The organism is Streptomyces sp. NPDC002680, assembly GCF_042889145.1.
Classification (GTDB): Bacteria; Actinomycetota; Actinomycetes; order Streptomycetales; family Streptomycetaceae; genus Streptomyces; species Streptomyces adonidis.
In genome coordinates this window covers 970,192-995,755 of record NZ_JBIAQP010000001.1, presented here as the reverse complement: position 1 = coordinate 995,755, position 25,564 = coordinate 970,192, and the positions used below count along the sequence as shown (strand labels likewise).

At 69.0% G+C, this 25,564-nt stretch carries 21 protein-coding genes; 14 read left to right on the top strand and 7 right to left on the bottom strand.

All coding sequences use genetic code 11. From position 1 onward, the window contains the following. Nucleotides 1-71: 71 nt before the first annotated feature. The 3 genes from ACFYXF_RS04525 to ACFYXF_RS04515 all read right to left on the bottom strand — a co-directional run bounded on the left by ACFYXF_RS04525 (nt 72) and on the right by ACFYXF_RS04515 (nt 3,163). Entirely contained in the window at nt 72-863 is a 792-nt protein-coding gene (locus ACFYXF_RS04525; protein ID WP_389348013.1) for an SDR family NAD(P)-dependent oxidoreductase, read from the bottom strand. Nucleotides 864-930: 67 nt separating this feature from the next. Continuing rightward, entirely contained in the window at nt 931-1,650 is a 720-nt protein-coding gene (locus ACFYXF_RS04520) for an alpha/beta fold hydrolase (RefSeq protein WP_389348012.1), read from the bottom strand. Between the two features lie 31 nt (nt 1,651-1,681). Further along, on the bottom strand, nt 1,682-3,163 hold the full coding sequence (locus ACFYXF_RS04515) for an MFS transporter (RefSeq protein WP_389348011.1): 1,482 nt from the start codon (nt 3,161-3,163) through the stop codon (nt 1,682-1,684). A gap of 262 nt (nt 3,164-3,425) precedes the next feature. Between ACFYXF_RS04515 and ACFYXF_RS04510 the strand changes: the two genes are divergently transcribed. The 6 genes from ACFYXF_RS04510 (at nt 3,426) to ACFYXF_RS04485 (ending at nt 10,747) form a co-directional block, all read left to right on the top strand. Next, nucleotides 3,426-4,079, top strand: a complete 654-nt coding sequence (locus ACFYXF_RS04510; protein WP_389348010.1) for a TetR/AcrR family transcriptional regulator — start codon at nt 3,426-3,428, stop codon at nt 4,077-4,079. A gap of 583 nt (nt 4,080-4,662) precedes the next feature. Next, nucleotides 4,663-6,117, top strand: a complete 1,455-nt coding sequence (locus tag ACFYXF_RS04505; RefSeq protein ID WP_389348009.1) for a streptophobe family protein — start codon at nt 4,663-4,665, stop codon at nt 6,115-6,117. Nucleotides 6,118-6,203: 86 nt separating this feature from the next. Continuing rightward, entirely contained in the window at nt 6,204-6,896 is a 693-nt protein-coding gene (locus ACFYXF_RS04500) for a response regulator transcription factor (RefSeq protein ID WP_389348463.1), read from the top strand. Further along, nucleotides 6,893-8,476 (top strand): sensor histidine kinase, encoded by a 1,584-nt coding sequence (locus tag ACFYXF_RS04495; RefSeq protein ID WP_389348008.1) that lies wholly within the window; start codon nt 6,893-6,895, stop codon nt 8,474-8,476. The genes ACFYXF_RS04500 and ACFYXF_RS04495 overlap by 4 nt, the downstream gene beginning before the upstream one ends. Before the next feature lie 190 nt (nt 8,477-8,666). Next, a complete protein-coding gene (locus tag ACFYXF_RS04490) occupies nt 8,667-9,722 on the top strand; it encodes an Ldh family oxidoreductase (RefSeq protein ID WP_389348462.1) in 1,056 nt (351 codons plus the stop codon). Continuing rightward, nucleotides 9,719-10,747 carry a proline racemase family protein gene (locus tag ACFYXF_RS04485; protein WP_389348007.1) on the top strand — a complete coding sequence of 343 codons (1,029 nt, stop codon included), beginning with the start codon at nt 9,719-9,721 and terminating at the stop codon, nt 10,745-10,747. Before ACFYXF_RS04490 ends, ACFYXF_RS04485 begins: the two co-directional genes overlap by 4 nt. A gap of 121 nt (nt 10,748-10,868) precedes the next feature. Here ACFYXF_RS04485 and ACFYXF_RS04480 read toward each other — a convergent pair whose 3' ends face one another. The 3 genes from ACFYXF_RS04480 to ACFYXF_RS04470 form a co-directional block, all read right to left on the bottom strand. After that, nucleotides 10,869-12,266, bottom strand: coding sequence for a potassium channel family protein (locus ACFYXF_RS04480; RefSeq protein WP_389348006.1), 1,398 nt, complete (start codon nt 12,264-12,266; stop codon nt 10,869-10,871). A gap of 188 nt (nt 12,267-12,454) precedes the next feature. Then, on the bottom strand, nt 12,455-13,618 hold the full coding sequence (locus tag ACFYXF_RS04475; RefSeq protein WP_389348005.1) for an NAD(P)/FAD-dependent oxidoreductase: 1,164 nt from the start codon (nt 13,616-13,618) through the stop codon (nt 12,455-12,457). A gap of 127 nt (nt 13,619-13,745) precedes the next feature. Next, nucleotides 13,746-14,768 (bottom strand): PucR family transcriptional regulator, encoded by a 1,023-nt coding sequence (locus ACFYXF_RS04470; RefSeq protein WP_389348004.1) that lies wholly within the window; start codon nt 14,766-14,768, stop codon nt 13,746-13,748. Nucleotides 14,769-15,262: 494 nt separating this feature from the next. Here ACFYXF_RS04470 and ACFYXF_RS04465 point away from each other — a divergent pair, with 494 nt between their 5' ends. The 5 genes from ACFYXF_RS04465 (at nt 15,263) to ACFYXF_RS04445 (ending at nt 20,182) form a co-directional block, all read left to right on the top strand. Next, entirely contained in the window at nt 15,263-16,060 is a 798-nt protein-coding gene (locus tag ACFYXF_RS04465; RefSeq protein ID WP_389348003.1) for an electron transfer flavoprotein subunit beta/FixA family protein, read from the top strand. Between the two features lie 16 nt (nt 16,061-16,076). Then, nucleotides 16,077-17,039 carry an electron transfer flavoprotein subunit alpha/FixB family protein gene (locus ACFYXF_RS04460; protein ID WP_389348002.1) on the top strand — a complete coding sequence of 321 codons (963 nt, stop codon included), beginning with the start codon at nt 16,077-16,079 and terminating at the stop codon, nt 17,037-17,039. A 323-nt stretch (nt 17,040-17,362) separates the two neighbouring features. Beyond that, a complete protein-coding gene (locus ACFYXF_RS04455; protein ID WP_389348001.1) occupies nt 17,363-18,328 on the top strand; it encodes an amino acid ABC transporter permease in 966 nt (321 codons plus the stop codon). After that, nucleotides 18,325-19,122: an amino acid ABC transporter ATP-binding protein gene (locus ACFYXF_RS04450; protein WP_389348000.1), complete on the top strand. Its 798-nt coding sequence runs from the start codon at nt 18,325-18,327 to the stop codon at nt 19,120-19,122. Before ACFYXF_RS04455 ends, ACFYXF_RS04450 begins: the two co-directional genes overlap by 4 nt. 94 nt (nt 19,123-19,216) lie before the next feature. Continuing rightward, nucleotides 19,217-20,182: an ABC transporter substrate-binding protein gene (locus ACFYXF_RS04445; protein WP_389347999.1), complete on the top strand. Its 966-nt coding sequence runs from the start codon at nt 19,217-19,219 to the stop codon at nt 20,180-20,182. 279 nt (nt 20,183-20,461) lie between these two features. Here the strand turns inward: ACFYXF_RS04445 and ACFYXF_RS04440 are convergent, their stop codons facing one another. Further along, nucleotides 20,462-20,635, bottom strand: a complete 174-nt coding sequence (locus ACFYXF_RS04440; protein ID WP_389347998.1) for a hypothetical protein — start codon at nt 20,633-20,635, stop codon at nt 20,462-20,464. Nucleotides 20,636-20,896: 261 nt separating this feature from the next. Here ACFYXF_RS04440 and ACFYXF_RS04435 point away from each other — a divergent pair, with 261 nt between their 5' ends. From ACFYXF_RS04435 to ACFYXF_RS04425, 3 genes are all read left to right on the top strand, one after another. After that, nucleotides 20,897-21,052: a hypothetical protein gene (locus ACFYXF_RS04435; protein ID WP_389347997.1), complete on the top strand. Its 156-nt coding sequence runs from the start codon at nt 20,897-20,899 to the stop codon at nt 21,050-21,052. A 106-nt stretch (nt 21,053-21,158) separates the two neighbouring features. Then, a complete protein-coding gene (locus ACFYXF_RS04430) occupies nt 21,159-24,029 on the top strand; it encodes a glycosyl hydrolase (protein WP_389347996.1) in 2,871 nt (956 codons plus the stop codon). 265 nt (nt 24,030-24,294) lie between these two features. Continuing rightward, complete coding sequence (locus ACFYXF_RS04425; protein ID WP_389347995.1) at nt 24,295-25,479, top strand: thiolase family protein; 1,185 nt, start codon at nt 24,295-24,297, stop codon at nt 25,477-25,479. Nucleotides 25,480-25,564: the final 85 nt, after the last annotated feature.

Below are 25,564 nucleotides of genomic sequence, written 5' to 3'. Positions count from 1 at the left end.
GTTGCACCGACGGGCAGTGGCGGTTCCAACAGGTCGATCACCGGGACCCGGCGCGGGGGTCGCCTGTGGTGTCAGGCGAGTTTCGCGGTCCAGCCGCCGTCGACGGGGACGACGACTCCGGTGACGAAGGAGGCACGGTCCGATGCGAGGAAGGCGGCGACATGGGCCTGTTCTTCGGGGGTTCCGGGTCGGGCGAGTGCCGCTTTGTTGCTCAGGCTCTCCTCGATCGCGGGCGGCAGGCCGCGGTTCTTCTTGCTCATCGTGAAGCCGGGTGCGACGGCGTTGACGCGGATGTTCTGGGGTCCGTGGTGGACGGCGTTGGACTTGGTGAGGGAGTTGATGCCGGCCTTCGCTGCCGCGTAGGCGGTCGAGATCAGCTTGTCGGTGTTGAAGGAGGCGGCGGAGGAGAAGTTGACGATGGCGCCGCCGCCGTTGGGTGTCATGACCCGTACGGCGTGCTTGTTGGTGAGGACGGTGCCCAGGAGGTGGACCGAGGTCAGGCTCTGGTACTCCTCGACGGTGATCTCGTCGCCGCGTCGTCCGCCGGGGTTGCCCGCCACGTTCACCAGGATGTCCACGCGCCCGAACACTTCCACCGCGCGGGCGAACATCGCCTCGACCTCCTCCTCACGCGTGATGTCGACCTGGAAGGGCACGACACCGGGTCCGAGCGCGAGTGCTGTCTCCTTCTGCGCGCCGCTGATGTCGGCGGCCAGCACCTGCGCTCCTTCCTTGACGAACACGGCTGCGGTGACCGCCCCGATCGTCTCGGCCGCGCCGACGCCGGTGATCACGGCCACTTTGCCTTCGAGTAGTCCGCCGAACCGGTCGATCGGCTCGTGCGATGTGTTCTCGGTGGTCATCTGGGCTCCATTCTTCTGACTTCTGAACTGCTTCGGATGCGTCGGTGCCGGGACACCGGAGAGACGGTCAGCCGGCCGCGGTGCGCAGGAGGCAGGTGGCGACGGCCTCGGGCTCGGTGATCATCAGGTCGTGACCGGTGTCGATGTCCCAGAAGCGGCCGTTCGCGCGGGCCCTGGCCAGAAGCGCGGCATCGCGGTACGGGATGGTGTTGGTGCAGACGATGTGGGTCTGCGGGATCCGCGAGAGCTCCGCCTCGTTCTGCAGACGCAGCTTCTGGTCGAAGCACTTGTACGGGTGCGGGGTGAGCTTCGACGTCAGCCAGGCGATGTCGTCCGGGTCGGTCACGCCGTAGTGCGGGATCGGTTCCAGCCCCGGCTGGAGCACGACCTCGACCCCGGCCACGATCTCGCCCTGGGCACGGGCCGCCGCCATCTGCGGAGGCGAGATGTCGGCGAGCGACTGGCCGTCGACCGGTGTGGCCGCGTCGAGATAGACGAGGTGCCCGATACGGTCCGTGGCACGGTCGGCCACACCGGTGATGACCATGCCGCCGTAGCTGTGCCCGGCGAGGATCACGTCGTGGAGGTCCTCGTACGTCAGTAGCTGGACGACGTCGTGGATGTGCAGGTCGAGGTCGATGTCGTTGCTGAGCAGATGGGACCGTTCGCCGACACCGGTGAGTGTCGGGGTGTGGACGTCGTGCCCGGCGGCCCGCAGGATCCGGGCGACACGCTGGTAGCACCAGCCGCCGTGAGCTCCACCGGGTACGAGGACGTACGTGGCCATGAGCGCTCTCCTTTGTCGGGGTGAACGGGTTCTACGCCTTGTGCCCGGCGTCCGCGGTTGCGGGGGCGTTGGCGGGGGTTCCGTGGGCGGTGATGGTGGATCGCTTGTGGGGGAGGAAGGAGGCGAGGAGGAGGGCGAGGAGGGCGGCGCCGCAGCCGATGGCCATGATCACCTTGAAGGAGTTCTCCGAGGGCAGGGCGTGGCCGCCGAAGTCGATGGTCATCTGGGCGACGATCACACCGCACATGGCGCTGGCGAGAGAGCTGCCGACGGAACGCAGCAAGGTGTTCACGGCGTTCGCGGACCCTGTCTCGGAGACCGGGACGGCGCTCATGATGAGCATGGGCAGGGCTCCGTAGGCGAAGCCGACGCCGGCGCCGATGACGCAGGAGACGAGGATGAGGTGCCAGACCTCGCTCATCAGGAAGATGTTCAGGGCGTAGCCGATGGCGACGATGACGGCGCCGATCATCAGCGTGTACTTCGCTCCGAAGGCCTGGGAGATCTTCGAGGAGAGCGGGGCCGCAATCATGACGACCAGACCCTGGGGGGCCAGGACGAGGCCGACGGCGAGCAGGTCTTCGCCCAGGCCGTAGCCGGTCTGTTCGGGCAGCTGCATGAGCTGGGGAACGAGCAGTTGGAGGGCGAAGAGGGAGAAACCGAAGGCGAGGCCGGCGAGGTTGGTGAACAGGACCTGGGGTTTGGCGGTGGTGCGCAGGTCGACGAGGGGCTGGGTGGTGCGTAGTTCGAAGAAGCCCCAGGCGATCAGGATCACGATGGCGGCGGCGAAGAGGCCGAGGGTGGTGCCGCTGGCCCAGCCCCAGTCGCCGCCCTTGGAGATGGCCAGCAGCAGGGCGACCAGACCGGCTGCCAGGCCGACGCCGCCTAGGAGGTCGAAGCGTCCGCCGGTGCGCACCTTGGACTCCGGCACCAGCAGCACGACGAGTACGAGGGACAGGCCACCGAGGATTCCCGAGGCCCAGAACAAGCTGTGCCAGTCGAAGTTGTCGGCGACGAAGGCGGCGATGGGCAGGCCCAGGGCGCCGCCGATACCGAGGGAGGCGCTCATGAGGGCGGTGGAGGAGCCGAGCCGCTCGGCGGGCATCTCGTCGCGCATGATGCTCAGGCCGAGGGGGATGACGCCGGCGGAGAGGCCCTGGAGCAGGCGTCCGACGATCATCGGGGTGAGCGAGTCGCTGAGCGCGACGACGAACGAGCCGGCGGTCACCATCGCGAGGCTGGTGAGGAGCATGCGGCGTTTGCCGTACATGTCGCCGAGGCGTCCGGCGATGGGGGTGGCGACGGCGGCGGCGAGGAGGGTGGCGGTGACCGCCCAGGCCGTATCGGAGGCCGGTGCGTTGAGCAGGTTCGGCAGCTCGGGGACGATGGGGATGACGAGGGTCTGCATCAGCGAGACGACGATCCCCGCGAAGGCAAGCACCGCCACGACCAGGTTCGGGTTCGGGGGTGCCGACTTGGTGGTGTCGGGCGGGGGTGTGGGGGTGTGGGGCATGGGTGGTCTCCGTCTGAGCAGGCAGATGTGAGTGGTTCCGTCGAGCATAGTTTAAGTCAATGGGTTGATTTAAAATGTAGCCGGGGGTGGGTGAGTGTTCAAGTGGGGCGACGAAAGCGGGGGCGAACGCGGCGTGGAAGTGTGGTGAAGAGGGCAAGTGCTCCAATCTGTGGACTTTAGGAAGATTAAATCAACCCATTGACTTATCTTGGTGGAATGGTGTTACCTGAAGGGCCAGCGGCTCCGAGGCGAGGGAGGTCGGATGACCACGGGGGCCGGCACGAGACGAGTCGGACAAGCGGGCCGCACACGTGAGTTGATCCTGGTGGCGGCGGAGCGGCTGTTCGCCGAGCGGGGGGTGCACGCGGTCGCCAACCGGCAGATCAGTCTGGCCGCCGGGCAGGGCAACAACGCCGCCGTAAGCTACCACTTCGGCACCAAGACCGAACTGATCCGCGCGATCGTCCGTCGGCACAGCGCGCAGGTCGAGAGGATCCGGGCCGGCATGCTGGCCGACCTCCGTGACTCCGCAGACATGCGCGAGTTGGTGACCTGCCTGGTGCGGCCCATTCCCGAGCACCTGGCGACCCTGGGCAACCCCAGCTGGTACGCGCGGTTCTGCGTCCAGATGATGAACGACCCCGCGCTGAACGTCATCGTGGTCGAGGAGGCCTTCAACTCCGATGCGATGTGGGAGCTCCTGGACCGCCTGCGGCGGTGCATGCCCGAGTTACCGGCCGAGGTGCGCGCCGAACGCGCCGCCATGGCGCGCCATCTGATCCTCCATGTGTGCGCTGAGCATGAGCGAGCCCTGGCCGAGAACACCCCCACAGTCCGAAGTAGCTGGGAGGGCACGGCCGCCGGCTTGATCGACGCCATCGACGCCGTCTGGCGGGCACCGACCCGGGGCGGCTGAAGGCGCACAGCGGACGGGGTCGCCCTCTGTTCCCCCGCGCCGCCGGGGAACAGAGGGCAGGGCTCAGGCTTTGCCGCTGTGCACGGCGGCGAGTCGGGAGTCGTCGCTGTTGCCGAGGGCGGTGACGGGGTTGAGGGTGAACATCTGGTTGGTGCCACTGGCCGCTGTTCTGGCTGACGGTGGCCGTGGAGACGGTCGGGGTGTGAGTCTCCAGGTGGCAGTCGGTTTCTGGGAGTTTTCTGAGAAGCCGGGCGCTGTTCGGGCCTGGTGCGGAACGTGAACTGCGGCTGTCCGCCGAGGGTTCTCGGAAATCTCCCAGAACCTCTCCGGAACGTGGCATCCCCGGCGGACATCCTGTGCGGGTCCCCACGGCACGCGGCGCCGCATCTCCCCCGAATCACTCGTGCGGCGCCGCGTGCATTCCCGACCCGAATCGGAGTGACACGACATGTCAGTCATCACGTCCGGGCCCAGGCCCGTACACAGGCCGTCCGAGGCGCCAGGAGCCGGACCGCGAAGCCCCGAGGGGCCATGGAGGAATGCTCTGGAAGGTGCGGCGGCGGCGCTGTGCGCGGTGGCCGCCATGGTGGCGGTATCGGCGCTGGCCCTCTGGTTGTTGGACGCCGGATCGATCGGTTTGCCGTGGTCGGCTGCCGGGGCTCTGACCGCCATGGCAGTCGGCGGCTCTGTGAGCACCGGAGCGGACCCGGCGGCGACGTCGTCCGGGAGCCCCGGACTGGGAGACCTGTTGGGCGGGCTGTTCGGCGGCGGTGGCGGGATGGCCCCCTCGATGAGTGGCGCGGTGGACATCACGCCGCTCGGGGTGACGCTGGTCGGCGCCCTTGTGCTGTGGTTCGCGTTCTCGCGACGGCTGCGGGACCGCCGGTACGGCTCCCGCGAACTGGCTATACGGGCCGGCGCGGCCGGAGTGGCGGCTCTGGTCGCCTTCCTCGTGATGGCACGCCTCGCGCACGGGACGTTCACCCTGCCGGCCTCGGCGATGGACGGACTGCGTGGTGGCCAGGGCGCGGTATCGGCCGGCGGCGAGGGGGACGCCGGTGGGCTGTTGGGCGGCTTGTTCGGCGGCGGGGCAGCTGCTCAGGATCCGGCGATGACGTACGAGGTGCATGCGGGCACGACCGGCTTGGGTGCCGTGCTGTGGGTCGCGGTCGTACTCGGTGTCGGGTGCGTGGTCAGCCGTAAGTTGCGGGTGCCCCTCGGCCGCGCGATCGACCGGCTCCGGCCCGCCTGGGCGCCAGGTGTCTCCACCGTCGTACGGACGTTGCTGGTGGTGGCGGCCGTACCGCTGGTCCTGTTGACCGTCGTCGGTGCGTCCGCCGGAGGCCGGGCAGCGACCGTGGCGGGGGGCGCGTTGCTGGTGGCGCCGAACGCCGTGGCTGTGTTCCTGACCCTGGGCGTCGGCACCCCGTGGACCGCCTCGTCGGAGCAGGTGCAGAGCCAGGGAGGAAACCCGCTCGCCGCGCTCATGGGCGGGATGGGTGGACAGCGGGCAAGTACCCCGCCGGACCGAACCGAGCATCTGCGGGCGCTGTCGGCGGGCGGCTGGCCGCTGTGGCTGGGGGCTCTCACGGTGACCCTGGTGCTGCTGGTGGCATGCGCGTACGCGGCTGCGCGGGCCACGGACCCGGCGCACACTCCGCCGCTCCACCGCTACCACGGACGTTTCGGCCCGCACCTCGGCTTCGCCGAACGGTTTGGCATCGTCACCGCGCTGATCATGGGAGCTGCGGCTTGGCTCGCCGGGGCGTCCGGGCAATTCGGGGTCAGCATGTTCGGCAGTGAGATGGGCGGTACGCGGGCGCAGCTGACCGGCAGCGTGCTCTTGACCGTGGTGTTCAGCCTGCTCGTCGGGGGTGTGGCGGGGATGGCCGGGTGCCTGTTGCGCGGGGCCGTCACCCGCCGGTTTAGCACCCGCGTTCGAACGAGTCGGAAGAGCCGGAAGAAGGCACTCAAGGATCCGGCTCACTCGCACAGCGAGGACCCCGTTTCCCCGACCATGGCGCCGGGCGCGAGCTGAGGGCCCAGTGGAGGTATCTGTTGGCAACCGTTGAACGATCCCCTGTGTACGGGACCCGGCCCGACTACGTGCCGTCCGGGGCGAGCCTGTTGGTCGTGGACGACGAACCCACCGTGCGGGAACTGCTGTGTGCCGCACTGAGACATGCGGGATTCACCGTCGCCGCGGCCGGTACCGGCCAGGAGGCGTTGACCGTGGCGGAGGAGGTCTCGCCCGACCTTGTCCTGCTGGACGTCATGCTGCCGGACACGGACGGTTTCGAGGTGATCCGGCTGCTGCGCGAGCGGCACCGGCCTGCCGCGGGACCCCGCGCCGGGCACATTCCGGTGGTGTTCCTCACCGCCCGGGACACCACCCGGGACAAGATCGACGGACTGCGGCTCGGCGGCGACGACTACGTCACCAAGCCGTTCGACCTGGAGGAGTTGATCGCCCGTATCAGCGCAGTGCTGCGCCGCACCAGCGGCGACCCCTCCGCGCTGCTGCGGGTGGCCGACCTCGAACTCGACCCCGAGGGCATGCAGACCATCCGGGCGGGCGAGCCGATCAAGCTCTCTCCGACGGAGTTCCGGCTGCTGCACTACCTGATGACCAACGTCGGCCGCACGGTGTCCAAGCCGCAGATCCTCGAGCGCGTGTGGGACTACGACTTCGGCGGCGACACCGGCATCGTGGACACCTACATCAGCTACCTGCGCCGCAAGCTGGACAACGGCGGGCCGAAGCTGATCCATACGGTCCACGGAGTGGGGTACGTACTGCGCGGGCCCAAGACATGACCGCGCGACGCCCCTTGGACCTGTGGGCGCGGGCCTCCCTGCGCAGCCGCGTGCTGGTGCTGGCGGTGGCATTGCTGGGAGCCGGACTCGCGGCGTTCGGTCTGGTCACGGGCAACGCCCTCCGCTCGTACATGCAGGACCGGGGCGACGCCCAACTGCGCGCCTCTGCACAGGTGTTCGCTCTGCTGCCGCCCACGGTGGCCCGCACCGGAACCGAACGGACGCCGCCCGCGGGCCTGGCCGACTTCAGCACGGACGTCCTCGGCAACCCCGTCATCACGTACGTCGCCGAGGACGGCACCGTGGAGAGCAGCATCGACTCGCTGGCCGGCGAGCACCGGTCCCCGAGCACGACCGGCCCCGCGCTGCCGCGGCTCGACGCATCCACCCTCACCGCGCTGGGCGGCCGACCGTTCACCGTCGGTAGCACCAAGGGCGACACGCGCTGGCGGGTGATCGCCGTACCCAGGGTGGACGGCGCGCTGGGAGGAACCGTCGCCACCGGCCGGGGAGGCGTCGTCGTGGCCACCTCGCTGGCCGAGGTGGACGGCACGGTGGACAGGATGTGGCTGATCTACGAGATCGCCGGGCTGTGTCTGCTGATCGCGCTGGCGGTGGCCGGCTGGGCGGCGGTCCGCTCCGGCCTGCGCCCGCTGTCCCGCATCGAACAGACGGCGGCCGAGATCGCGGGCGGAGACCTGTCCCGCCGGGTGCCCCAACTGGCCGGCCCGAACACGGAGATCGGCCGACTGGCTGCCGCGCTGAACAGCATGCTCGGCCAGCTCGAGACCGCATTCGCCGCCCGCGCGGAATCGGAGGCCCGGATGAGCCGTTTCGTCGCCGACGCCAGCCACGAGCTGCGCACACCACTCGCGGGTATCAAGGGCCTTGCCGACCTTTACCGCATGGGCGCGGCCCTGCCCGAACAGCGGGACATCGACGACATGATGGAGCGCGTCGCCCGTGAGTCCGAGCGCCTCACCCGGCTTGTGGAGGACATGCTGCTGCTGGCGCGGCTCGATGAGCGCTCGCTGACCGCAGGTGTCTCCGATGCCCCGTTCCGGCTGGAGCTGGCCCCCACGGACCTGCGCACCCTGGCCGCTGACGCCCTGCACGACGTACGTGGCCTGGACGCGGCCCGAATCGTCAAGCTCACCGGCCCGAACGGTGACGGACCGCCCGGTTCGGCCCCTGCCCTCGCCGACGAGGCTCGTCTGCGCCAGGTCGTCACCAACCTGGTCGGCAACGCCGTCACCCACACACCGGCGGGCACGCCCATCCGTATCGGCGTGGGCACGGCCGGGGACCACGCCGTCCTCGAAGTCGCCGACGAGGGGCCCGGGCTGAGCATGGATCAGCGCCGCCGGGTCTTCGACCGCTTCTACCGCGCCGACACCTCCCGCACCCGTGCCACCGGTGGCGCCGGTCTGGGTCTGGCCATCGTCCACTCCCTCGTCACCGCCCACGCGGGCCGCGTCGAGGTCCACTCGGTCCCCGGGCAGGGGGCCACCTTCCAGGTCCTGCTTCCACGAAGCGCGGAGCACCTCGGCGCACTTGAGCCCTTGGCCTCCGGCCGGTAGTCCCAACCTGAGCCGGGGCGTCATCGACAAAAGTAGAAGAAGAGGGAAGAACGTCCTACGCAGCGTGCATGCCACCTCGGCTCGGGGCGATCTAGCGTTCGGTGGAGTGACGTCACCCTCGAGAGCCGGGCTCCCGCCGAGCGTCTTGCGGGAGATCCACTTCGGAGATGAGGCGTAGCGCTTGATCGAAATGCAGTTCGCTGACGCGGTTCGCAAGGTCGAGGCGGTGCTCACGGCGCACGGGTACGCATCCGCCTGCGCCCGCATCCTTGCCGAGAACTGCCTGACGGCGCAGCGGGACGGAAGCATCAGCCACGGTGTGTTCAGGCTCAAGGACTACCTGTCGACCATCGAGAGCGGCTACGTGAACGGAGACCCCACCCCGCGTGTCGCGGACGTGGCTCCGGGCTTTGTGCGGGTGGACGCGGACAACGGTTTTGCCCAGGTGGCACTCGCGCGGGCGCGACCCCTCCTGATCGAGAAGGCCGCCGAGAACGGGATCGCGATCGTCGCGATCCGTAACTCTCATCATCTCGGCGCGCTGTACCTCGATGCCGAGGGATTCGCGGACGAGGGCTTCCTGGCCCTCGCCGTCGTCAACAGCGACGCGTTCGTGGCCCCGCCCGGCGCCACTCGGGCCGTCTACGGCACCAATCCGCTGGCTTTCGCCGCTCCGCGCAGCTCAGGTCCTCCGCTGGTCTTCGACCAGGCGTCCGCGACAGTCGCGCACGGCGACCTGCAGGTTGCCGCCCGTCAGGGACGCCGGCTCCCGTCCGGTACGGGCATCGACGCCCAGGGACGACCGACCGGAGATCCGGGCGCCATTCTCGACGGCGGTGCGCTGTCGACCTTCGGCGGGCACAAAGGCGCCTCTGTCGCGCTCATGGTGGAGATCATGTGCGCCGGTCTGGTGGGCGCCGACTTCTCCTTTGACGTGCCGCACGGTCGTCCAGCCGGGGCCGGCACCGCCCGGACCGGCGAAACCGTCGTCGTCATCGACCCCGGAGCAGGAGCCGAAGCGCTTCCGGAGCTGCCGGGGCGTGTCGATGTCCTCGCGGCCGCGTTGGCCGATGCCGGGCAGCTCAGGATCCCCGGTGAGCGAAGGGCACGGGCCCGAAACGAGTCCGGTGCACGTATCCGCATGGACGAACAGCAGTGGGCGGACATCGAGCGTCTCCATGCGGCCGCCCTGCGGGCGTCGCAGGCGCTGGACCCGCACACGCACAAGGAGTTGGGTCCTGCATGAAGACCGAGCGCGTACTGCATATTGTCAGCTGCCACGCCGAAGGCGAGATCGGAGAAGTGATCGTCGCGGGTGTGGCCCCGCCCCCGGGCGACACTCTCCAGGAGCAGTCACAGTTTCTGCAGAAGGACGAGACCTTGCGCAACCTCGTCCTGAACGAACCACGTGGCGGTGTCTTCAAACACGTCAATCTGCTGGTCCCCCCGAAGAACCCGGCCGCCGACATGGGCTTCGTCATCATGGAGCCCGAGGACAATCCGTTGATGTCGGGCACGAACACCATGTGCGTGGCCACGGTCCTCCTCGACACCGGCATCCTGCCGATGACCGAGCCCACAACCGAGTTGGTGCTTGAAGCACCGGGGGGACTGATCGACGTCGTCGCCGAGTGCCGGGACGGCAAGGCCGAGCGCATCACGTTCAGGAATCTGCCGTCGTACGCCGACCGGCTGGACGCCGTGATCGAGGTCGAGGGCATCGGGACCGTCACCGTCGACGTGGCGTGGGGCGGCGACAGTTACGTCCTGGTCGACGGCTCCTCTCTCGGCCTGGCCGTGAGCCCCGACGAAGCCCGGGACATCGCCGAAGTCGGAATGAAGATCGCGAGCGCCGCCGATCAGCAACTGGGCTTCTCGCATCCCGAGAACGGCTGGGACCACATCTCGTTCTGCCAGGTGACCAGGCCGGTGAGTCGGGTGAACGGCGTGCTGGAAGGCACGGGCACCGTCGCGTTGCGTCCGGGCAAACTCGATCGGTCGCCGAGCGGGACGGGATGTTCGGCCCGGATGGCCGTTCTTCACGCTCGAGGTGAGCTCGCGGCCGGAGAACTCTACCGGGGCACATCCATCATCGGTACGCAGTTCGACTGCCTGGTGGAAGAGGAGCTGACGTTCGCGGGCCGACCGGCCATCAGGCCCGTCGTGTCCGGACGGGCGTGGGTGCACGCCATCCAGCAGCAGATGCTCGACCCGTCCGACCCCTTCCCCGGCGGCTACCGCCTGTCGGACACCTGGCCTCGACTCGGATGAGCCGGGACCACGGTTCCACGGTCCTGAATTGTGGACTTGGCCAGGACGAGGCGTACGGCGGCCGCGGTGAGGCGCTCGTGTCGTTCCCGCTCGACCTCCGTACGGGCTGCCCGAGCCCTGGTCAGGGCCACCCAGTCGGCGAGGACCGCCAGACCGGCCCAGGGGGAGAGGGGTCCGAAGTGCGATGACGGCAGTGTCCGCGCGCCGTGAGGGGCCAGGGGACGAAGTTCTCGTCCGGCGTTTGCAGATAGACGTCCTGCCGGTGTGCGACGACGGCCACCGCCGGTTCCCGCAGAAGGTGAGCGAGGACGTAGGCGGCGGCCAGGCTGGTGACATCCCTGATGCTGCCCATGGGCAGCAAGGACCGGGTCTCCGCGATGGCTTCGTGTTCGCCCGCTCTGATGACGAGCGGTGTACTGGGCGCCACGCCGTGCGCGGCGATCGCGACGGCGATGTTGTCGAGGTCGTCGGAACCGACGGCGGCCAGCGCCCGGGCGTGACCGAGGCGCAGCTGCTCCAGGACCGCTCGATCCTCACCGTGGCCCATGAGGACAGGGATGCCGAGCGTACGGGCGAGCCGGGCGGCCTCGGCGTGGGGATCGCGTTCCACACCCACGACCGGGATGCCGTGGCGGCGTAGTTCGACACAGAGCCGTATGCCCACCTGCCCCATGCCGACGACGATCACGTGGCCGGAGCGAGGCAGCGTGCGGGGGCCTATGAGACCGATCAGTTTCGGGCCGAGCATGTGCTCGATGACCCCCGCCGTGAACAGGGCGCTGAAGACGAGCGTGGCCAGCATGGCTGCACCGGCCGTGACCTGGTAACCGTGGGCATCGGCCGGTGCCGTAGCCGGCCCCACGGCAGCGACGACGCGCGCCGCGTGGAAGAAGGCCTCCGCTGGGTGATGGCCGTGCCCGACGAGCCAGGCCCAGTCGCCGAGCAGGACGGCGAGGAGACCGAGCAGGCCGGTGACCAGGAGGCGGGTGCCCCCGTCATGGGGGCGCAGCTGGCCGGACATGTTCCCCAGGCTGGTGCGCCACCTTCGCTGTCGATCGGGGTACCAGTGCTCCGCGCAGGGGCGCTCGTGCCGTATCCGGACGGCTTGTGCGCGGTCCCCTTGGCGACGCAGGGCCAGAACCGACGGATCGGCGCACGGCCCGGCCAGGGTGGGCGCGGCGAGGTCAGCCGGAGAAGTCACCGTGCACTGGGGCAGCAGACGGGTGAGTTCGTCCGCCACGGTGCGATCGAAGACCGTGGCGATGATGGGCACCTTGGGCGAGATATGGGCTATGGCCAGGGCGCAGCGCAGGGCAGCCACATCGTTGTGCAGGAGGACGGCCACACCGTCGGGCCGGTCGCGCAGGGTGCTGCGCAACTGGTCGTCGTGGGGCTCGAACAGATGGTTTACCGAGTGCTGCCGTGTTGTGAGCGACGCGCAGACGCGACGCGCGAGATTGGTCTCGCCGATGACGACGAAACTGCCGGGGTGGGGTGGTGCCGGGACGGTGGTGGTCACGGTGACAGGGGTTCCTGGGGGCTGTGAGCGGGCCGGAGAAAGATCGGAACGCCGCGGATCCGGTCGGCGATGCACAGGCGGGCACCGAGTTGCCCCTGTCCTCGGCGCCGACGACGGCGTCCGGGGCGACGCCCCTGCGGCAGTCGACGACGAGGTGGTCGAACTCCGTGTTCATCCGGACCGACCCCTCAGATGATTCCTTGCTCGCGCAGCGGCGTCCCGTCGGTGAGGCGCTGCCAGCCGAGGCGGGTGAGGTCGATGGTCTGGTACGAGCCCTTGACCAGCAGTTCGGCCATCGCGCGACCGCAGCCGGGGGCGTGCATCAGACCATGGCCGGAGAAACCGGCGAGCATATGGAAGTTGGCGAGGCCGTCGGCGCCGGGGCCGATGATGACGTTGCCGTCGAAGTCGTTCTGGTCGTACAGGCCGGGCAGCGTGCTCGTGCAGCGGGTGCGCTCGAACTGCGGGAAGCGATGGGCGAGTGCGGGCCAGACGGCATTCTCGAAGTAGGCGCGGTCGACGTCGAAGTTGTAACCGCGCGGCTCGTCGAGGGTGGGCACGCCGCCGGAGTAGCCGCCGCCCTCGGGGCGGAAGGCGAGGCGCTGGGTGTCCTTGAGATAGGGGAGCGGCTCGATCGGGTCCTGAGCCTCGAAGTAGTGCTCGAAGCGTCGGAGCGGCTCGATGGGCACCTTGATGCCGAGCATCGCGCAGATGTCCTTCGCCCAGGCGCCGGCCGCATTCACGAACTGGGCGGCCGCGATCCGTCGGCCGGACTTGAGGACGGCGGTCGTGACGTGGTCGCCCTCGCGGATCAGCCCGGTCACCTCGTCCGCCAGGAACTCCGCGCCGAGCGCCTTCGCCTTGTTGCGGAAGCCCATCAGGACGCTGTGCGGGTCCAGCCAGCCGTCGTCGGGGGAGTGCACGGCGCAGCCCAGGTCGTCGACGTACATGGACGGGAACCGCTGCTTCAGCTCGTCCGGTTCGAGCCAGACGACGTTGCAGCCCAGCTCCAGCTGAGCCTCGAAATTCCTCTGCAGCGTCGCCCGGTCGGAGGGCGGCACGATGAAGAGGTACCCGTTCTTCTTGAAGCCGATCCCGGCTTCGACCCCGTCGACAGCCATCGTCTCCGGGAAGCGCTCGAAGAAGTCGATGCTGTAGCGCGACAGTTCGATGTTCTCCGGCAGATGGAACAGGCGCCGCACACCGCCGGAGGCGCGGGGTGTGGACGCCAGCTCGTAGCGGGGATCGCGTTCGACCACGACGATCTCGGCAGTCGGATCGAGGAGTTTGGTGTAGTAAGCGACGGCCGCGCCGATCGCTCCGCCGCCGATGACGACAATGTCAGTTCTCATCTCCGCCTCCTAAGCCGGTGCGCCGACCGTAAGTTGCGCTGGTCAGCGGCCGCATCCGCGTGGGCGAGGAGAGACGCCGCCGGGCTTCGACAGGTGTCGAAGGCGGGTGGGCCGTCCCGGGTGACGCCTACTGACCGACAGCGCGATAGGAGGCCAGCCACAAGGCGAGCTGCAGGCTGGTGCGGCCGGCCCCGGACCGCAGGTCCATGCCGGTCAGCTCGGTGATCCGGTTGAGGCGGTAGTAGAGGGTGGTGCGGTGCACGTGCAGCACATCGGCCGCGGCTGTGACTTCACCGCCGTGGTCGAGTACGACCCGCGCCGTCGTCATCAGGTCGTCGCGCGGTTGGGCGGCGAGCGCCTCCGCGCCCGGGTGCACCTGCGCGACGGTCAAGGAGTCGGGAGCCTCCACGATGAGCCGCCAGGCTCCGAGGGCATCCCATGACACCGGGTCCAGGTGCGCGCCGGCCGCGGCGGCTCGTCGGGTTGCCGTCGCTCGTCGGGTCGCCTCGCCGAGTTCGACGAGTGGGACGGGTGCGCCACTGGTCGCCGCCCGCGCCCGACTGCCCGCGACGTGGGCGCTCATGGAACCTGGCAGCGGCCAGCCACCGGACGCCGCCGGCGCCTCGACCTGCACGCATGCGTCGGACGGCAGGTTCTCCAGTCGGACGAGCTCCCGGGCCGCGTCCTGGTCCGGCGCGCGCAGCAGGCGGTGGATGAGCTGGTCGCGCTGCTGATGCCGCTGCTCGGCCGACCGCCGGGTCTTCGACATCACCTCGGCGGCGAGGTCCGCGCACTCCACGATCGCCGGCAGATCGTCCTCGGTGACGGTGCCGTCGGGGTCGAGCACCCAGAGATAGCCCAGCGCCCGACGCTCGTACCGCACGGGCATGCACCAGCGCGCCCACATGTCCGCCTCGGGTATCGCGGGGACATGCACGGGCTTCGTGGCCTGGGCGAGCCTGAGTTTCTGCACGACCGCGGCCGCGGCGGGTTCCACACGTCGGTCGAGGATCGTCCGCATCCGCGTGCCGTCGACCGCACCGCGGGTGCTCCACCAGACGGGGTGTTGGTCCAGGTCCTCGATGAGCACCGACAGGTCGATCGTGGACGCCAGACCGTCGACCGCGGCCTGCATGTCGAGCGGCTCCATCGTGGCTTCCCTTCTCTTCCATCAGCCACGCGCCGGTCTGAAGGCCGGAGACCCGGTTGATTCGACAAGTGTATGAAGGTCGGCAGAACAATTCACACTGCTGTTGAAGTTCGGGGTGTACGGCGCTCTGCTGGACGTGCCACACCGTCCCTCGCCGGTCGGGGCGTCCACCGCGCCGACTGCTCCCGTGCGGTTCCGCCGGGACAGGGAGCCCGGTAACCCCGGTGTTTCAGGACGAATACCACCGGTCGCCGGCCGATCCGCTTTCGACAATTGTGGAAACAGGGTCGCAGATCTCCATCGACAGTAGATGTCGCGGCCGGACGCACTCCTTCACGATGGTCTCCAACCCGCAGCGGACTCCCCGGACGGGGAATTCGCCGGCGACCTACCGGCCCTGGCACACCGACGGTCGGCGTGCCCTTGTCTCTCAGCGATCCCGGAACCGTGGTCAGCGACTCGATGACACCCCGCAGGAAAGGCGCTGTTCCCTCATGAGCTTGAGGATCGTTGTCACTGTGAAGTACGTGCCCGACGCCACTGGCGACCGGCACTTCGCCGATGACCTGACCGTCGACCGCGACGACGTGGACGGTCTGCTCTCGGAACTCGACGAGTACGCGGTCGAGCAGGCGCTCCAGATCGCGGAGGAGTGCCAACGGGAAGGCGCCGACGCGGAGATCACGGTCCTGACCGTCGGTCCCGAGGACGCCAAGGACGCGCTGCGCAAGGCGCTTTCGATGGGCGCCGACAAGGCGATCCACGTCGAGGACGACGACTTGCACGGCACCGACGCCATCGGCACCTCCCTGGTCCTGGCCAAGGCGATCGAGAAGGCCGGCTACGACCTGGTCATCTCCGGCATGGCGTCCACCGACGGGGTCGGCGGCATCGTGCCCGCGCTGCTGGCGGAGCGGCTGGGGGTGCCGCAAGTGACGCTGCTGTCCGAGGTGTCCGTGGAGGACGGCACAGTCACCGGCCGCCGTGACGGGGATACCGCCTCGGAGCAGCTGGAGACACAGCTGCCGGCCGTGGTGTCGGTGACCGACCAGTCGGGTGAGGCGCGTTACCCGTCCTTCAAGGGGATCATGGCGGTCAAGAAGAAGCCGGTGACCTCCTGGGACCTGGAGGACCTCGGCATCGAGGACGGGGAAGTCGGCCTGGACGGTGCGTACACCGTCGTCGATTCGGCGGTGGAGCGTCCGGCCCGTGCCGCCGGAACGATCGTCAAGGACGAGGGCGACGGCGGCAAGCAGCTCGCCGAGTTCCTGGCCGGCCAGAAGTTCATCTGAGAAAGGTCCCGAAGCCATGGCTGAAGTTCTCGTCTACGTCGATCACGTGGACGGTGCCGTCCGCAAGCCCACCCTGGAGCTGCTGACCCTCGCCCGCCGCATCGGCGAGCCGGTCGCCGTCGCGCTGGGCAACGGCGCCGCCGACACCGCCGCCGCGCTCGCCGAGCACGGCGCCGTCAAGGTCCTCACCCACGAGGCCGCCGAGTACGCCGACTACCTGGTCGTCCCGAAGGTCGACGCCCTCCAGGCCGCGTACGACGCCGTCTCCCCGGCCGCTGTGCTGGTCCCCTCCTCCGCCGAGGGCAAGGAGATCGCCGCCCGCCTCGCACTGCGCATCGGCTCCGGCATCATCACCGACGCCATCGACCTGGAGGCCGGTGACGAGGGTCCGGTCGCCACCCAGTCCGCGTTCGCCGCGTCCTTCACCACCAAGTCCCGCATCGCCAAGGGCACCCCGGTCATCACGGTCAAGCCCAACAGCGCCGCCGTCGAGGCCGCCCCGGCCGCCGGCACGGTCGAGGCCCTGGCCGTCACCTTCTCCGCCCAGGCCACCGGCACCAAGGTCACCGCGCGCACCCCGCGCGAGTCGACCGGCCGTCCGGAGCTGACCGAGGCCGCGATCGTCGTCTCCGGCGGCCGTGGCGTCAACGGCGCCGAGAACTTCCCGATCATCGAGGCCCTCGCCGACTCCCTCGGCGCGGCCGTCGGCGCCTCGCGCGCCGCCGTCGACGCGGGCTGGTACCCGCACACCAACCAGGTCGGCCAGACCGGCAAGTCCGTCTCGCCGCAGCTGTACATCGCCAACGGCATCTCCGGCGCCATCCAGCACCGCGCCGGTATGCAGACCTCGAAGACGATCGTGGCGGTCAACAAGGACGCCGAGGCCCCGATCTTCGACCTCGTCGACTACGGCGTCGTCGGCGACCTCTTCGACGTCGTCCCCCAGCTCACCGAGGAGATCAACACCCGCAAGGGCTGATGAAGGATCGGTGCCAAAACTGAAATCGAGAATTAAACATTATCCAGTTCCCATCCGAAACTGATGAGGAAATGGGCCGTGTGTCGGTTCGTCGCACGACATCGCGGAATCCGCGCTTTTCAACGGTTGTCCAATTATCCAGCCGGATTTCCTACACCTGACGAAGAGCGACACGGGCCGTTCGCCCTACGTTTTTCTCAACGCAGTCAACACCTCACAGCGACCCTCGCAATGACTTGCCATCCGGCCCCCCGCGGCGGAGCGAACGAGTGATCGGAGAGACAGATGCGGAATTGCCCAGGTCGCGACAGGGGGCGCACTCAATGAATGCGACGGCAACTCAGCAGACCACGCCGCCTCGCGAACAGCGGGATGAGATTCGCGTAGCGCATCGTTCGCATCCGTCCTGGTGGCTGTTGGTGGCATTTGTCGCCCTCTGTGCCGCAGGGATCGTCAAGATGCTTTTCACCAATCCCAACCTGCAATGGGATGTCGTGGGTGATTACTTCTTCACCCAACGGATTCTCAAAGGTCTTCTGGTGACGCTCGAGCTGACGGTGCTCGCGATGCTCGCTGGCATCCTGCTCGGGATCCTGACCGCTGTCATGCGCTTGTCGCCGATTCGGATCCTGTCCTCGACCGCCTGGGCGTACACCTGGTTCTTCCGCGGTACGCCGCTGCTGGTCCAGATCATTTTCTGGTACAACCTGGCGGCACTGTTCCCCAAGATCGAGATCGGGATCCCTCTGCTCGGGCCCACGCTGTGGTCCGGTGATTCCAACGCCGTGATCACTCCCTTCGTGGCCGCGCTTCTGGGGCTGGCACTGAACGAAGGTGCCTACATGTCCGAGATCGTGCGCGGCGGCATCGTCTCGGTGGACCAGGGTCAGCACGAGGCGGCCGTGGCGCTGGGGATGCGCAGCGGGCGCGCCATGCGGCGAATCGTTCTCCCGCAGGCGATGCGCGTGATCGTTCCGCCGACCGGCAACCAGGTGATCGGCATGCTGAAGTCGACAGCCCTGGTCAGTGTCACCTCGACCTCGGAGCTGCTGTACACGTCGCAGCAGATCTACAACCAGACGTTCCAGACCATCCCGCTGCTGATCGTCGCCAGCATCTGGTACCTGATCGTCACGAGTGTGCTGAGCGCCATCCAGTACTACATCGAGCGCCATTACGCCCGCGGCGGGCGCCGGGAACTGCCCCTGACGCCGTGGCAGCGACTCAAGCAGAGCGTCGGCACTCTGCAGGCTCGCCTGCAAACAGTGGGCGAAGGGAGCAAGCGATGACCACGGTCGGCACAGAAGAGAAGGCGGAGAACGGTGAAGTGGTCCTCCGCGCCACCGGCATCCGGAAGCGGTTCGGTGCCCTGGAAGTGCTTCGCGGCGTCGATCTCACCGTCCTGCGAGGCGAGGTGATGTGCATCATCGGCCCCTCGGGCTCCGGTAAGAGCACCTTGCTGCGCAGCCTCAATCACCTGGAGGAGATCGACGGAGGGAGGGTCGAGCTCGACGGCGAGCTGATCGGCTACCGACAGCGCGGCCACAAGTACGTCACGCTGCCCGAGAAGCACCTCGCCCAGCAACGTGCACGGATCGGCATGGTGTTCCAGTCCTTCAACCTGTTCCCGCACATGACTGTCCTGCAGAACATCGTGGAGTCACCCACGGGGGTCCTGAAGGTGCCGGCCTCCGACGCCCGGGCCACCGCGATGCAGCTTCTGGAGCGGGTGGGCCTGGACAGCAAAGCCGACTGCTACCCCCGGCAGCTGTCGGGCGGTCAGCAGCAGCGTGTCGCGATCGCACGCGCTCTGGCCATGAAACCGCGTCTGATGCTCTTCGACGAGCCCACCTCCGCCTTGGACCCCGAACTTGTCGGTGAGGTACTCGACGTGATGAAGGACCTCGCCCGCGACGGTCTCACGATGGTCGTGGTCACTCACGAGATGGGCTTCGCCAGGGAAGTCGCCGACTCGGTCCTGTTCATGGACGGCGGAGTCGTGGTGGAGCGGGGGCGTCCACAGGACGTCCTGGTCAATCCGCAGATGCCGCGTACCCAGGACTTCCTGTCCAAGGTCCTGTGATGCCGCCCGCGTTCGTCTCCCCAGGCCCGCCGCGCAAGCTCGCGAGGCGCTCGAGAACCCCCCAGCCATCCGAAAGATCGTAGGAGAACCACTCATGGCTCGCATCACCAGCCGCCGCCGGCCGATCGCCCTGCTCGTGTTCAGCGCTCTCGGAGCTCTGGTCGTCTCGGGGTGCGCCGACCCCACCCCCAGTACCGGTGAGAAGACCGCGTCGGCGAGCGCGAAGGCCGAGTCGGCGATCACCACATCGTGGGGCAACAAGCCCGTCGACTCCGTGGCCGCCCTGGTGCCGGCCGAGTTCAAGAGCACGCCGATCAAGAACGCCATCTACAACAACTTCCCGCCCCAGGAGTTCCTGGAGGGCAACACGCTCATCGGTATTCAGCCGGACATCGCCCTCGCCCTCAGCGAGGTGATGGGCGTCAAGCTCCAGAACATGTCGGTGGGTTCATTCGACTCGTTGATACCCGGGACCACGAGCGGCAGGTACGACATGTCCAGCGCCGACTTCGGCGTGACGGCGGACCGTCTCAAGCAGGTCGACTTCGTGACCGAGTTCAAGATCGGTACTGCCTTCGCGGTGAAGAAGGGCAGCGGTATCGAGATCGACAAAGCCACTGACCTGTGCGGCCACTCGGTCGGTGTGCAGTCCGGCTCGTACTTCATCGACCAGATCAAGGGCGCGAACAAGGAGTGCACCACGGCCGGTCTCAAGCCGATCGACTTGAAGACATACCCGGACGACGGCGCCCGGATCCTGGCCATCACCAACGGACGCATCGAGGTCACCGCGACGACCGAGGATGCGCTGGGCTACACGATCAAGAGCCAGAACGTCCCGATCGAGCTCCAGAAGTTCGTCTACGCGCCGATCGAGCAGGCCATCGTCATCCCCGACGGCAGCAAGCTGGGGCCGGCTGTGCAGGCCGCGATGAAGGAGATCGTCACGAACGGCACCTACACGAAGATCCTGCAGAAGTGGGGCGCCGAAACCCTGGCCTACGATTCGCCGGATGACGTCCTGTACCTGACGGACCCGTCCCAGACACCGAAGTCGTAGCGGATCGAGCGGGAGCTTCGGGGGCGCCGGTCCTGTGCCGGCGCCCCCGACGTGCTCCGAACGTGTCTGAACTCGTCTCTCGCGGTGGAGCTCCGGACGGAACAGCGGCTGGACCCGTTGTCACGCTGGCGGCGAACCTGCGCTCCGGGAGGCCTGGGCGCCGCTGAGCTTGTTCCAGAAGGAGCCTGCCTGCTCGGGTGATGTGGCGCTCCATCAGCTCTTTGGCGGCCGCGGCGTCCCGCTGGTGAAGCAGTTCCAGGTGCTCGCGGGCGCTCCCGATCATCGCGTCATGCGCGCGGACCGCCTCGGTGATCTCGTCGTTGCCCCAGAGGCCGAGCGCGGTGAGGTGAACCACACGTCGGCGGCGACATGGCCGACGACGTCGAGATTCTCGGCGGTGCGCACCGTCTGCTCCGCCAGGGGGAGGAGTGCGGCGAGTTCGGCTTCGCGCACGCCCCGCTCGGCGAGGCGGCAGACGGTCGGGACCTCGAGGAGCAGCCTGACCTCTCCTTGACCAGATCGAGCGTCGCCTCTCGTACGGGGGTGGCCGAGACGCCGAACCGGGAGCCCAGCCGGGGGCCGAGTAGACCTGGCCCGCTTCGAGTTCGCCGGTGACGATGGCGGCCCGCAGGGCCTCGGTGACGCGCGCTCGGCGGAGGTTCCCGCAGCGCCGCCCGGAAGCAGATCAAGGCCGACATCACCGGGCTCCCGGTCGTGACCACGAAGCAGCCCGGCGCCGGAGCACTCGGCGCGGCCATCCTGGCAGGCGTCGGTGACGGCGAGTTCGGCTCGATCCAGGTTCGGCACCGTCGATCGCACCGCTTCTCCGCACATCGTGCGTTTCTCGCCATGGCCGAACTCTTGCCATGACAGAACGAAAAATTTAGGATCATAAAATTAACGGGGATGAAACGTTTCACTCGATGAGAGTGCCTGCTCTGGAGCCGCCATGAGTCTTTCCCGTAGACAGTTCTGCGTGACCGCCAGTGCCACGGCGGTGGCTGTCACCGCGGTGACAGCGACCACCTCGCCCGCCACCGCAGAGTCGGCCACCGGCCGGAACACCGCACAGGCCGGCGAGTTCGCAGCTCCGCCCGCTGCCGCGAAGCCGAAGATCCGGTACTGGTGGCCGTGCGGCGAGATCGAGACCGCGACGCTTGAGGCCGAGCTGACGACCATCGCCGACCGGGGCTTCGGCGGTGTCGAACTCCAGTGCATGTTCACCCTGGAACCGAAGAAGTACGGCTGGGGCAGCGAGGTCCAGACCGAGCGGCTGGAGCAGGCGGTCGAGACCGGCCGCAGGCTCGGCCTCCGCGTCGACCTGACCGTCGGCCCCGCCTGGCCTCTGCTCGCGCCCGGTCTGACACCGGACAGCCGACAGGCCGCGCAGGAACTGGCCTACGGGCGCAAGGCGCTGGCCGGTGGCGAGATGCACGACGGACCCGTACCGGCCGCCCCCGCGCCGCACACCGGCGTCACCGCGCAGACCCTCGTCGCGCTCCAGGCGTTCCGCGTCTCCGGCGACCCGGCGGCCAAGCCGACCGCGTTGGAGCAGGACTCGCTCATCGACCTCACCGCGAAGGTGAGCGACGGGGCGGTCTCATGGACGGCGCCGGAGGGAGGGCAGTGGCTGCTCATCGCCCACTGGCAGCGCGGCACCGGCCAGGCCGCGGTCACCGGCCAGTTCGTCGCCGTCGAGCCCGCGTACGTCGTCGACCACTTCGCGGCGGCCGGGGCCCGTGCCGCCATCGCCTACACGGAGCAGCACGTCCTGACCCCGCGCCTGCGCCGCCTGCTGAAGGGCAACGGTGGCAACCTGTTCGAGGACTCCCTCGAACTCGATGCCAGCCTGCTCTGGACCTGGGACCTGCCGGCCCGCTTCGAGAAGCTGCGCGGCTACTCCCTGCGCGAGCGGCTCCCGGTGCTCTACATCGACCGCATCCACCGCCAGTACACCGGTGTGACCCCCGACTCCACCCCCGACTTCGAGTTCACCGACAAGAGCGGCGCCCGGGTCCGCGAGGACTACTTCCACACCTTGACGGACCTGTACATCCGCGAGCACGTCGAGCCGCTCAAGGACTGGGCGCACAGCCTGGGACTGCAACTGCGCGCCCAGCCCTACGGCACCACCCTCGACACCCCGACCGTGGCCGCCGCGCTGGACATCAACGAGACCGAGTCGCTCGGCACCTCCTTCGACTACACCGACGGCCCCTCCCACTGGATCACCTCCGGCGCGGTCCACCTGGCCGGCCAGGAGGTCTTCTCCATGGAGGGCGCGGCCACGCTCAACCAGGCGTACGCGCAGACCTGGACGCAGTTGCTGAAGCACGTCAACGCGAACTACGCGCACGGCGTCAACCAGGTCGTCTACCACGGCTTCTCCTCCGCGAAGGGCCTGGGCGTCACGGACTGGCCGGGTTTTTCCCCCTTCATCTTCGGCCAGGGCGGCAACGGCTTCTCCGAGTCATGGGGACCGCGCCAGCCCACCTGGGACGACACCGACAAGATCACCGGGTGGACCACGCGCATGCAGTGGGTACTGCGCCAGGGAAGCCCGCAGGTCGACCTGGTCGTCTACCGGCACAGCTACGGCAACGACGTCCGCACGCCCGACGGCGCGGCCGGCTTCACCTACGACTTCGCCGGCCCCGCCCAGCTGGCGGGCACCCGGGTCCGCGGCCGCCGCCTGGCCCCCGACGGCCCTGCCTACCGGGCCCTGATCCTCGACCGCCAGCCCACGCTGCCCGTGGCCACCGCCCGGCTGCTGCTCTCGCACGCCCGCGCGGGCCTGCCGGTCGTGATCGTCGGCGACCTGCCGGGCCGCACCCCCGGCGCACACGAGGCGCAGCGGCAGGACGCCGAACTCGCCGGGCTGCTGGCGAAGCTGCTGGGGCAGCCGGCGGTGCGCCGCGTCAGCGACCAGAAGGGGCTGCCGGCCGCGCTGCGCGAGCTCGGCGTCCGGCCCGCGGTGGACATCAGCAGGGCACCGGGCCTGCTCACCGTGCGACGTACTGTGCACAGCGGCGCCCTGTACTACCTGTACAACCCCACCGCGGAGCAGATCACGGCCGAGGTCGTGCTCGACGGCGTCGGTGTCCCGCGCGGACTCGACGCGTGGACCGGGAAGGTAACCCCGTTCGGCCGGTACCGGACCGAGGACACACGGACCGTCGTCCCCGTACAGCTGGCGCCGGGCGGCTCCACCGTCATCGGCCTCGACGGCGGCAAAGCACCGCACGTCGTGTCGGTCACGGGTGGCGAGGCCGTCGTGGCCGCGGGCGGCGGCCTCCGGCTGCGGTCCACCGAGGCCGGTTCGTATACGGCCACACTCGCCAACGGCGCCGTGAGGAAGGTGACCGTCCCCGCCGTCCCCGCGGCACGGCAGCTGGACGACTGGACGCTGTCCGTCGACGACTGGTACCTGGGCGCGGACGGCCAACGGGCTGTCCGAGGCCACCTGTTGACTCTGAACGGCCTCAAGCCCTGGACGGAGATCCCCGAACTCCAGGACGTCTCCGGCGTCGGCACCTACCGCACCACCGTTCGGCTCGACCGCTGCGACGGGGCGTACCTCGACCTCGGCCGGGTCACCGACACCTTCGAGGTGACCGTCAACGGCAAGCTCCTGCCCCCGCCGGACCAGATCAGCAGGCGCCTCGACCTCGCAGGCCACCTCAGGGAGGGCACCAACACCATTACCGTGCGGGTCGCCACCACCCTGCGCAACCGGCTCCGGGTGACCGACGGCTACTTCGCGCAGGCCGCCATGCCCCGCCAGCAGTACGGCCTGATCGGGCCGGTCCGGATCACGCCGTACCGCGAAGTGGCGGTCCGCGGCTAGAGACGCGCGGCGGCCTGCCCCCGAGGGGTGGGGACTGGCCGCCGCGCATTGCCGCTCCGTACCGGATGTCGGCGGACAAGGGTTCGCCTCGAATTCGCCCTGCTCCCGCCGCACTTGCGCGCGTCGGCAAAGTGGTGTCGCTCCCATGTGACCTACCCCGCATGGCAGGCAGATAGTAGGACGACCTAGTATCTGTGACGGTCGGGCGGGACCGGGAACCTCCGTGGCGGGACTCGCCGGATGGCGCGCGAGAGGGGATGCACACATGGCAGAGCCCGAGAAGATCGTCGTGCTCGACGGGGCCCGGACCCCGGTCGGAAGCTTCGGCGGGGTGTTCAAGGACGTACCCGGCTTCGAACTCGGCGCGACCGCCTCGCAGGAGGCACTGAAACGCGCAGGCGTCGCCGCGGGGGACATCGGCGAGGTCGTGATGGGCTGTATCGGCCAGGTCGGTCCGGACGCCTACAACGCCCGCCGGGTCGCGATCACCGCCGGACTGCCGAAGCACGTGCCCGCCCACACGGTGAACCGGCTCTGCGGAAGCGGCCTGCAGGCGATCTGGTCCGCGGCGATGCAGATGCGCTGGCAAGGACTGGACTTCGCCCTCGCGGGCGGGAACGAGTCGATGACCCGCATGCCGTTCTACGACTTCGGCGCGCGCACGGGCTACAAGCTCGGCGACCGCACGCTGGTGGACGGCACGGTGATGATGCTGACCGACCCGTTCCACGGCACGCACATGGGCGTCACGGCGGAGAACGTGGCCGAGAAGTACGGCGTCTCGCGCGAGCAGCAGGATGAGTTCGCGGTCGAGTCCCAGCGTCGCGCGGCGACGGCAGCGGCTCGGGCGGTCTTCGCCGAGGAGATCGTGCCGGTCGAGGTGGGCGGCCGGAAGCCCTTCACTGTGCGCGAGGACGAGCACCCCAAGCCCGGGACCACGATGGAGGCGCTGGCCAGGCTGCGTCCCGCGTTCGCCGAGGGCGGCACCGTCACGGCGGGCAACGCCTCGGGCATCAATGACGGCGGCGCTGCCGTGGTACTGGCGCGGGAGTCGGCGGCCAGTGAGCGCGGGTTGACAGGTCTGGTGTCGCTGGAGGCGGTGGCGACCGCGGCGATGGAGCCCGAACTCATGGGGTACGCACCGGTGTTGGCGTTGCAGAAGCTGTTCGCGCAGACCGGTACGACGCCCGGGGACATCGACACGGTCGAACTCAACGAGGCGTTCGCCTCCCAGGCGGTGGCGGTCGTCCGCGACGCCGGGCTGGACCCCGAGAGGACCAATCCGTACGGCGGTGCCATCGCCCTGGGCCACCCGGTGGGCGCGACGGGCGCGATCCTGTCCCTGCGGGTGGCCAAGGACCTGGTCCGCAGGGACCTCGAACTCGGTGTCGTCACGATGTGCATCGGTGGGGGACAGGCGCTGGCGGCGCTCTTCCGCAGGATGCGGTGAGTCACCCGTACTCCAACGAGCCGTCGTAAGGTCAGAAGCCTCGGCCGCCCTCGCGGCGCAGCAGCAGCGGCTCCGCCGAGGGCGA

Bases quoted from the DNA above. Each gene is read 5' to 3' on its own strand.
- ACFYXF_RS04525 (WP_389348013.1), bottom strand. From the start codon at position 863: ATGACCACCGAGAACACATCGCACGAGCCGATCGACCGGTTCGGCGGA.
- ACFYXF_RS04520 (WP_389348012.1), bottom strand. From the start codon at position 1,650: ATGGCCACGTACGTCCTCGTACCCGGTGGAGCTCACGGCGGCTGGTGC.
- ACFYXF_RS04515 (WP_389348011.1), bottom strand. From the start codon at position 3,163: ATGCCCCACACCCCCACACCCCCGCCCGACACCACCAAGTCGGCACCC.
- ACFYXF_RS04510 (WP_389348010.1), top strand. From the start codon at position 3,426: ATGACCACGGGGGCCGGCACGAGACGAGTCGGACAAGCGGGCCGCACA.
- ACFYXF_RS04505 (WP_389348009.1), top strand. From the start codon at position 4,663: ATGGTGGCGGTATCGGCGCTGGCCCTCTGGTTGTTGGACGCCGGATCG.
- ACFYXF_RS04495 (WP_389348008.1), top strand. From the start codon at position 6,893: ATGACCGCGCGACGCCCCTTGGACCTGTGGGCGCGGGCCTCCCTGCGC.
- ACFYXF_RS04490 (WP_389348462.1), top strand. From the start codon at position 8,667: ATGCAGTTCGCTGACGCGGTTCGCAAGGTCGAGGCGGTGCTCACGGCG.
- ACFYXF_RS04485 (WP_389348007.1), top strand. From the start codon at position 9,719: ATGAAGACCGAGCGCGTACTGCATATTGTCAGCTGCCACGCCGAAGGC.
- ACFYXF_RS04475 (WP_389348005.1), bottom strand. From the start codon at position 13,618: ATGAGAACTGACATTGTCGTCATCGGCGGCGGAGCGATCGGCGCGGCC.
- ACFYXF_RS04470 (WP_389348004.1), bottom strand. From the start codon at position 14,768: ATGGAGCCGCTCGACATGCAGGCCGCGGTCGACGGTCTGGCGTCCACG.
- ACFYXF_RS04465 (WP_389348003.1), top strand. From the start codon at position 15,263: ATGAGCTTGAGGATCGTTGTCACTGTGAAGTACGTGCCCGACGCCACT.
- ACFYXF_RS04460 (WP_389348002.1), top strand. From the start codon at position 16,077: ATGGCTGAAGTTCTCGTCTACGTCGATCACGTGGACGGTGCCGTCCGC.
- ACFYXF_RS04455 (WP_389348001.1), top strand. From the start codon at position 17,363: ATGAATGCGACGGCAACTCAGCAGACCACGCCGCCTCGCGAACAGCGG.
- ACFYXF_RS04450 (WP_389348000.1), top strand. From the start codon at position 18,325: ATGACCACGGTCGGCACAGAAGAGAAGGCGGAGAACGGTGAAGTGGTC.
- ACFYXF_RS04445 (WP_389347999.1), top strand. From the start codon at position 19,217: ATGGCTCGCATCACCAGCCGCCGCCGGCCGATCGCCCTGCTCGTGTTC.
- ACFYXF_RS04425 (WP_389347995.1), top strand. From the start codon at position 24,295: ATGGCAGAGCCCGAGAAGATCGTCGTGCTCGACGGGGCCCGGACCCCG.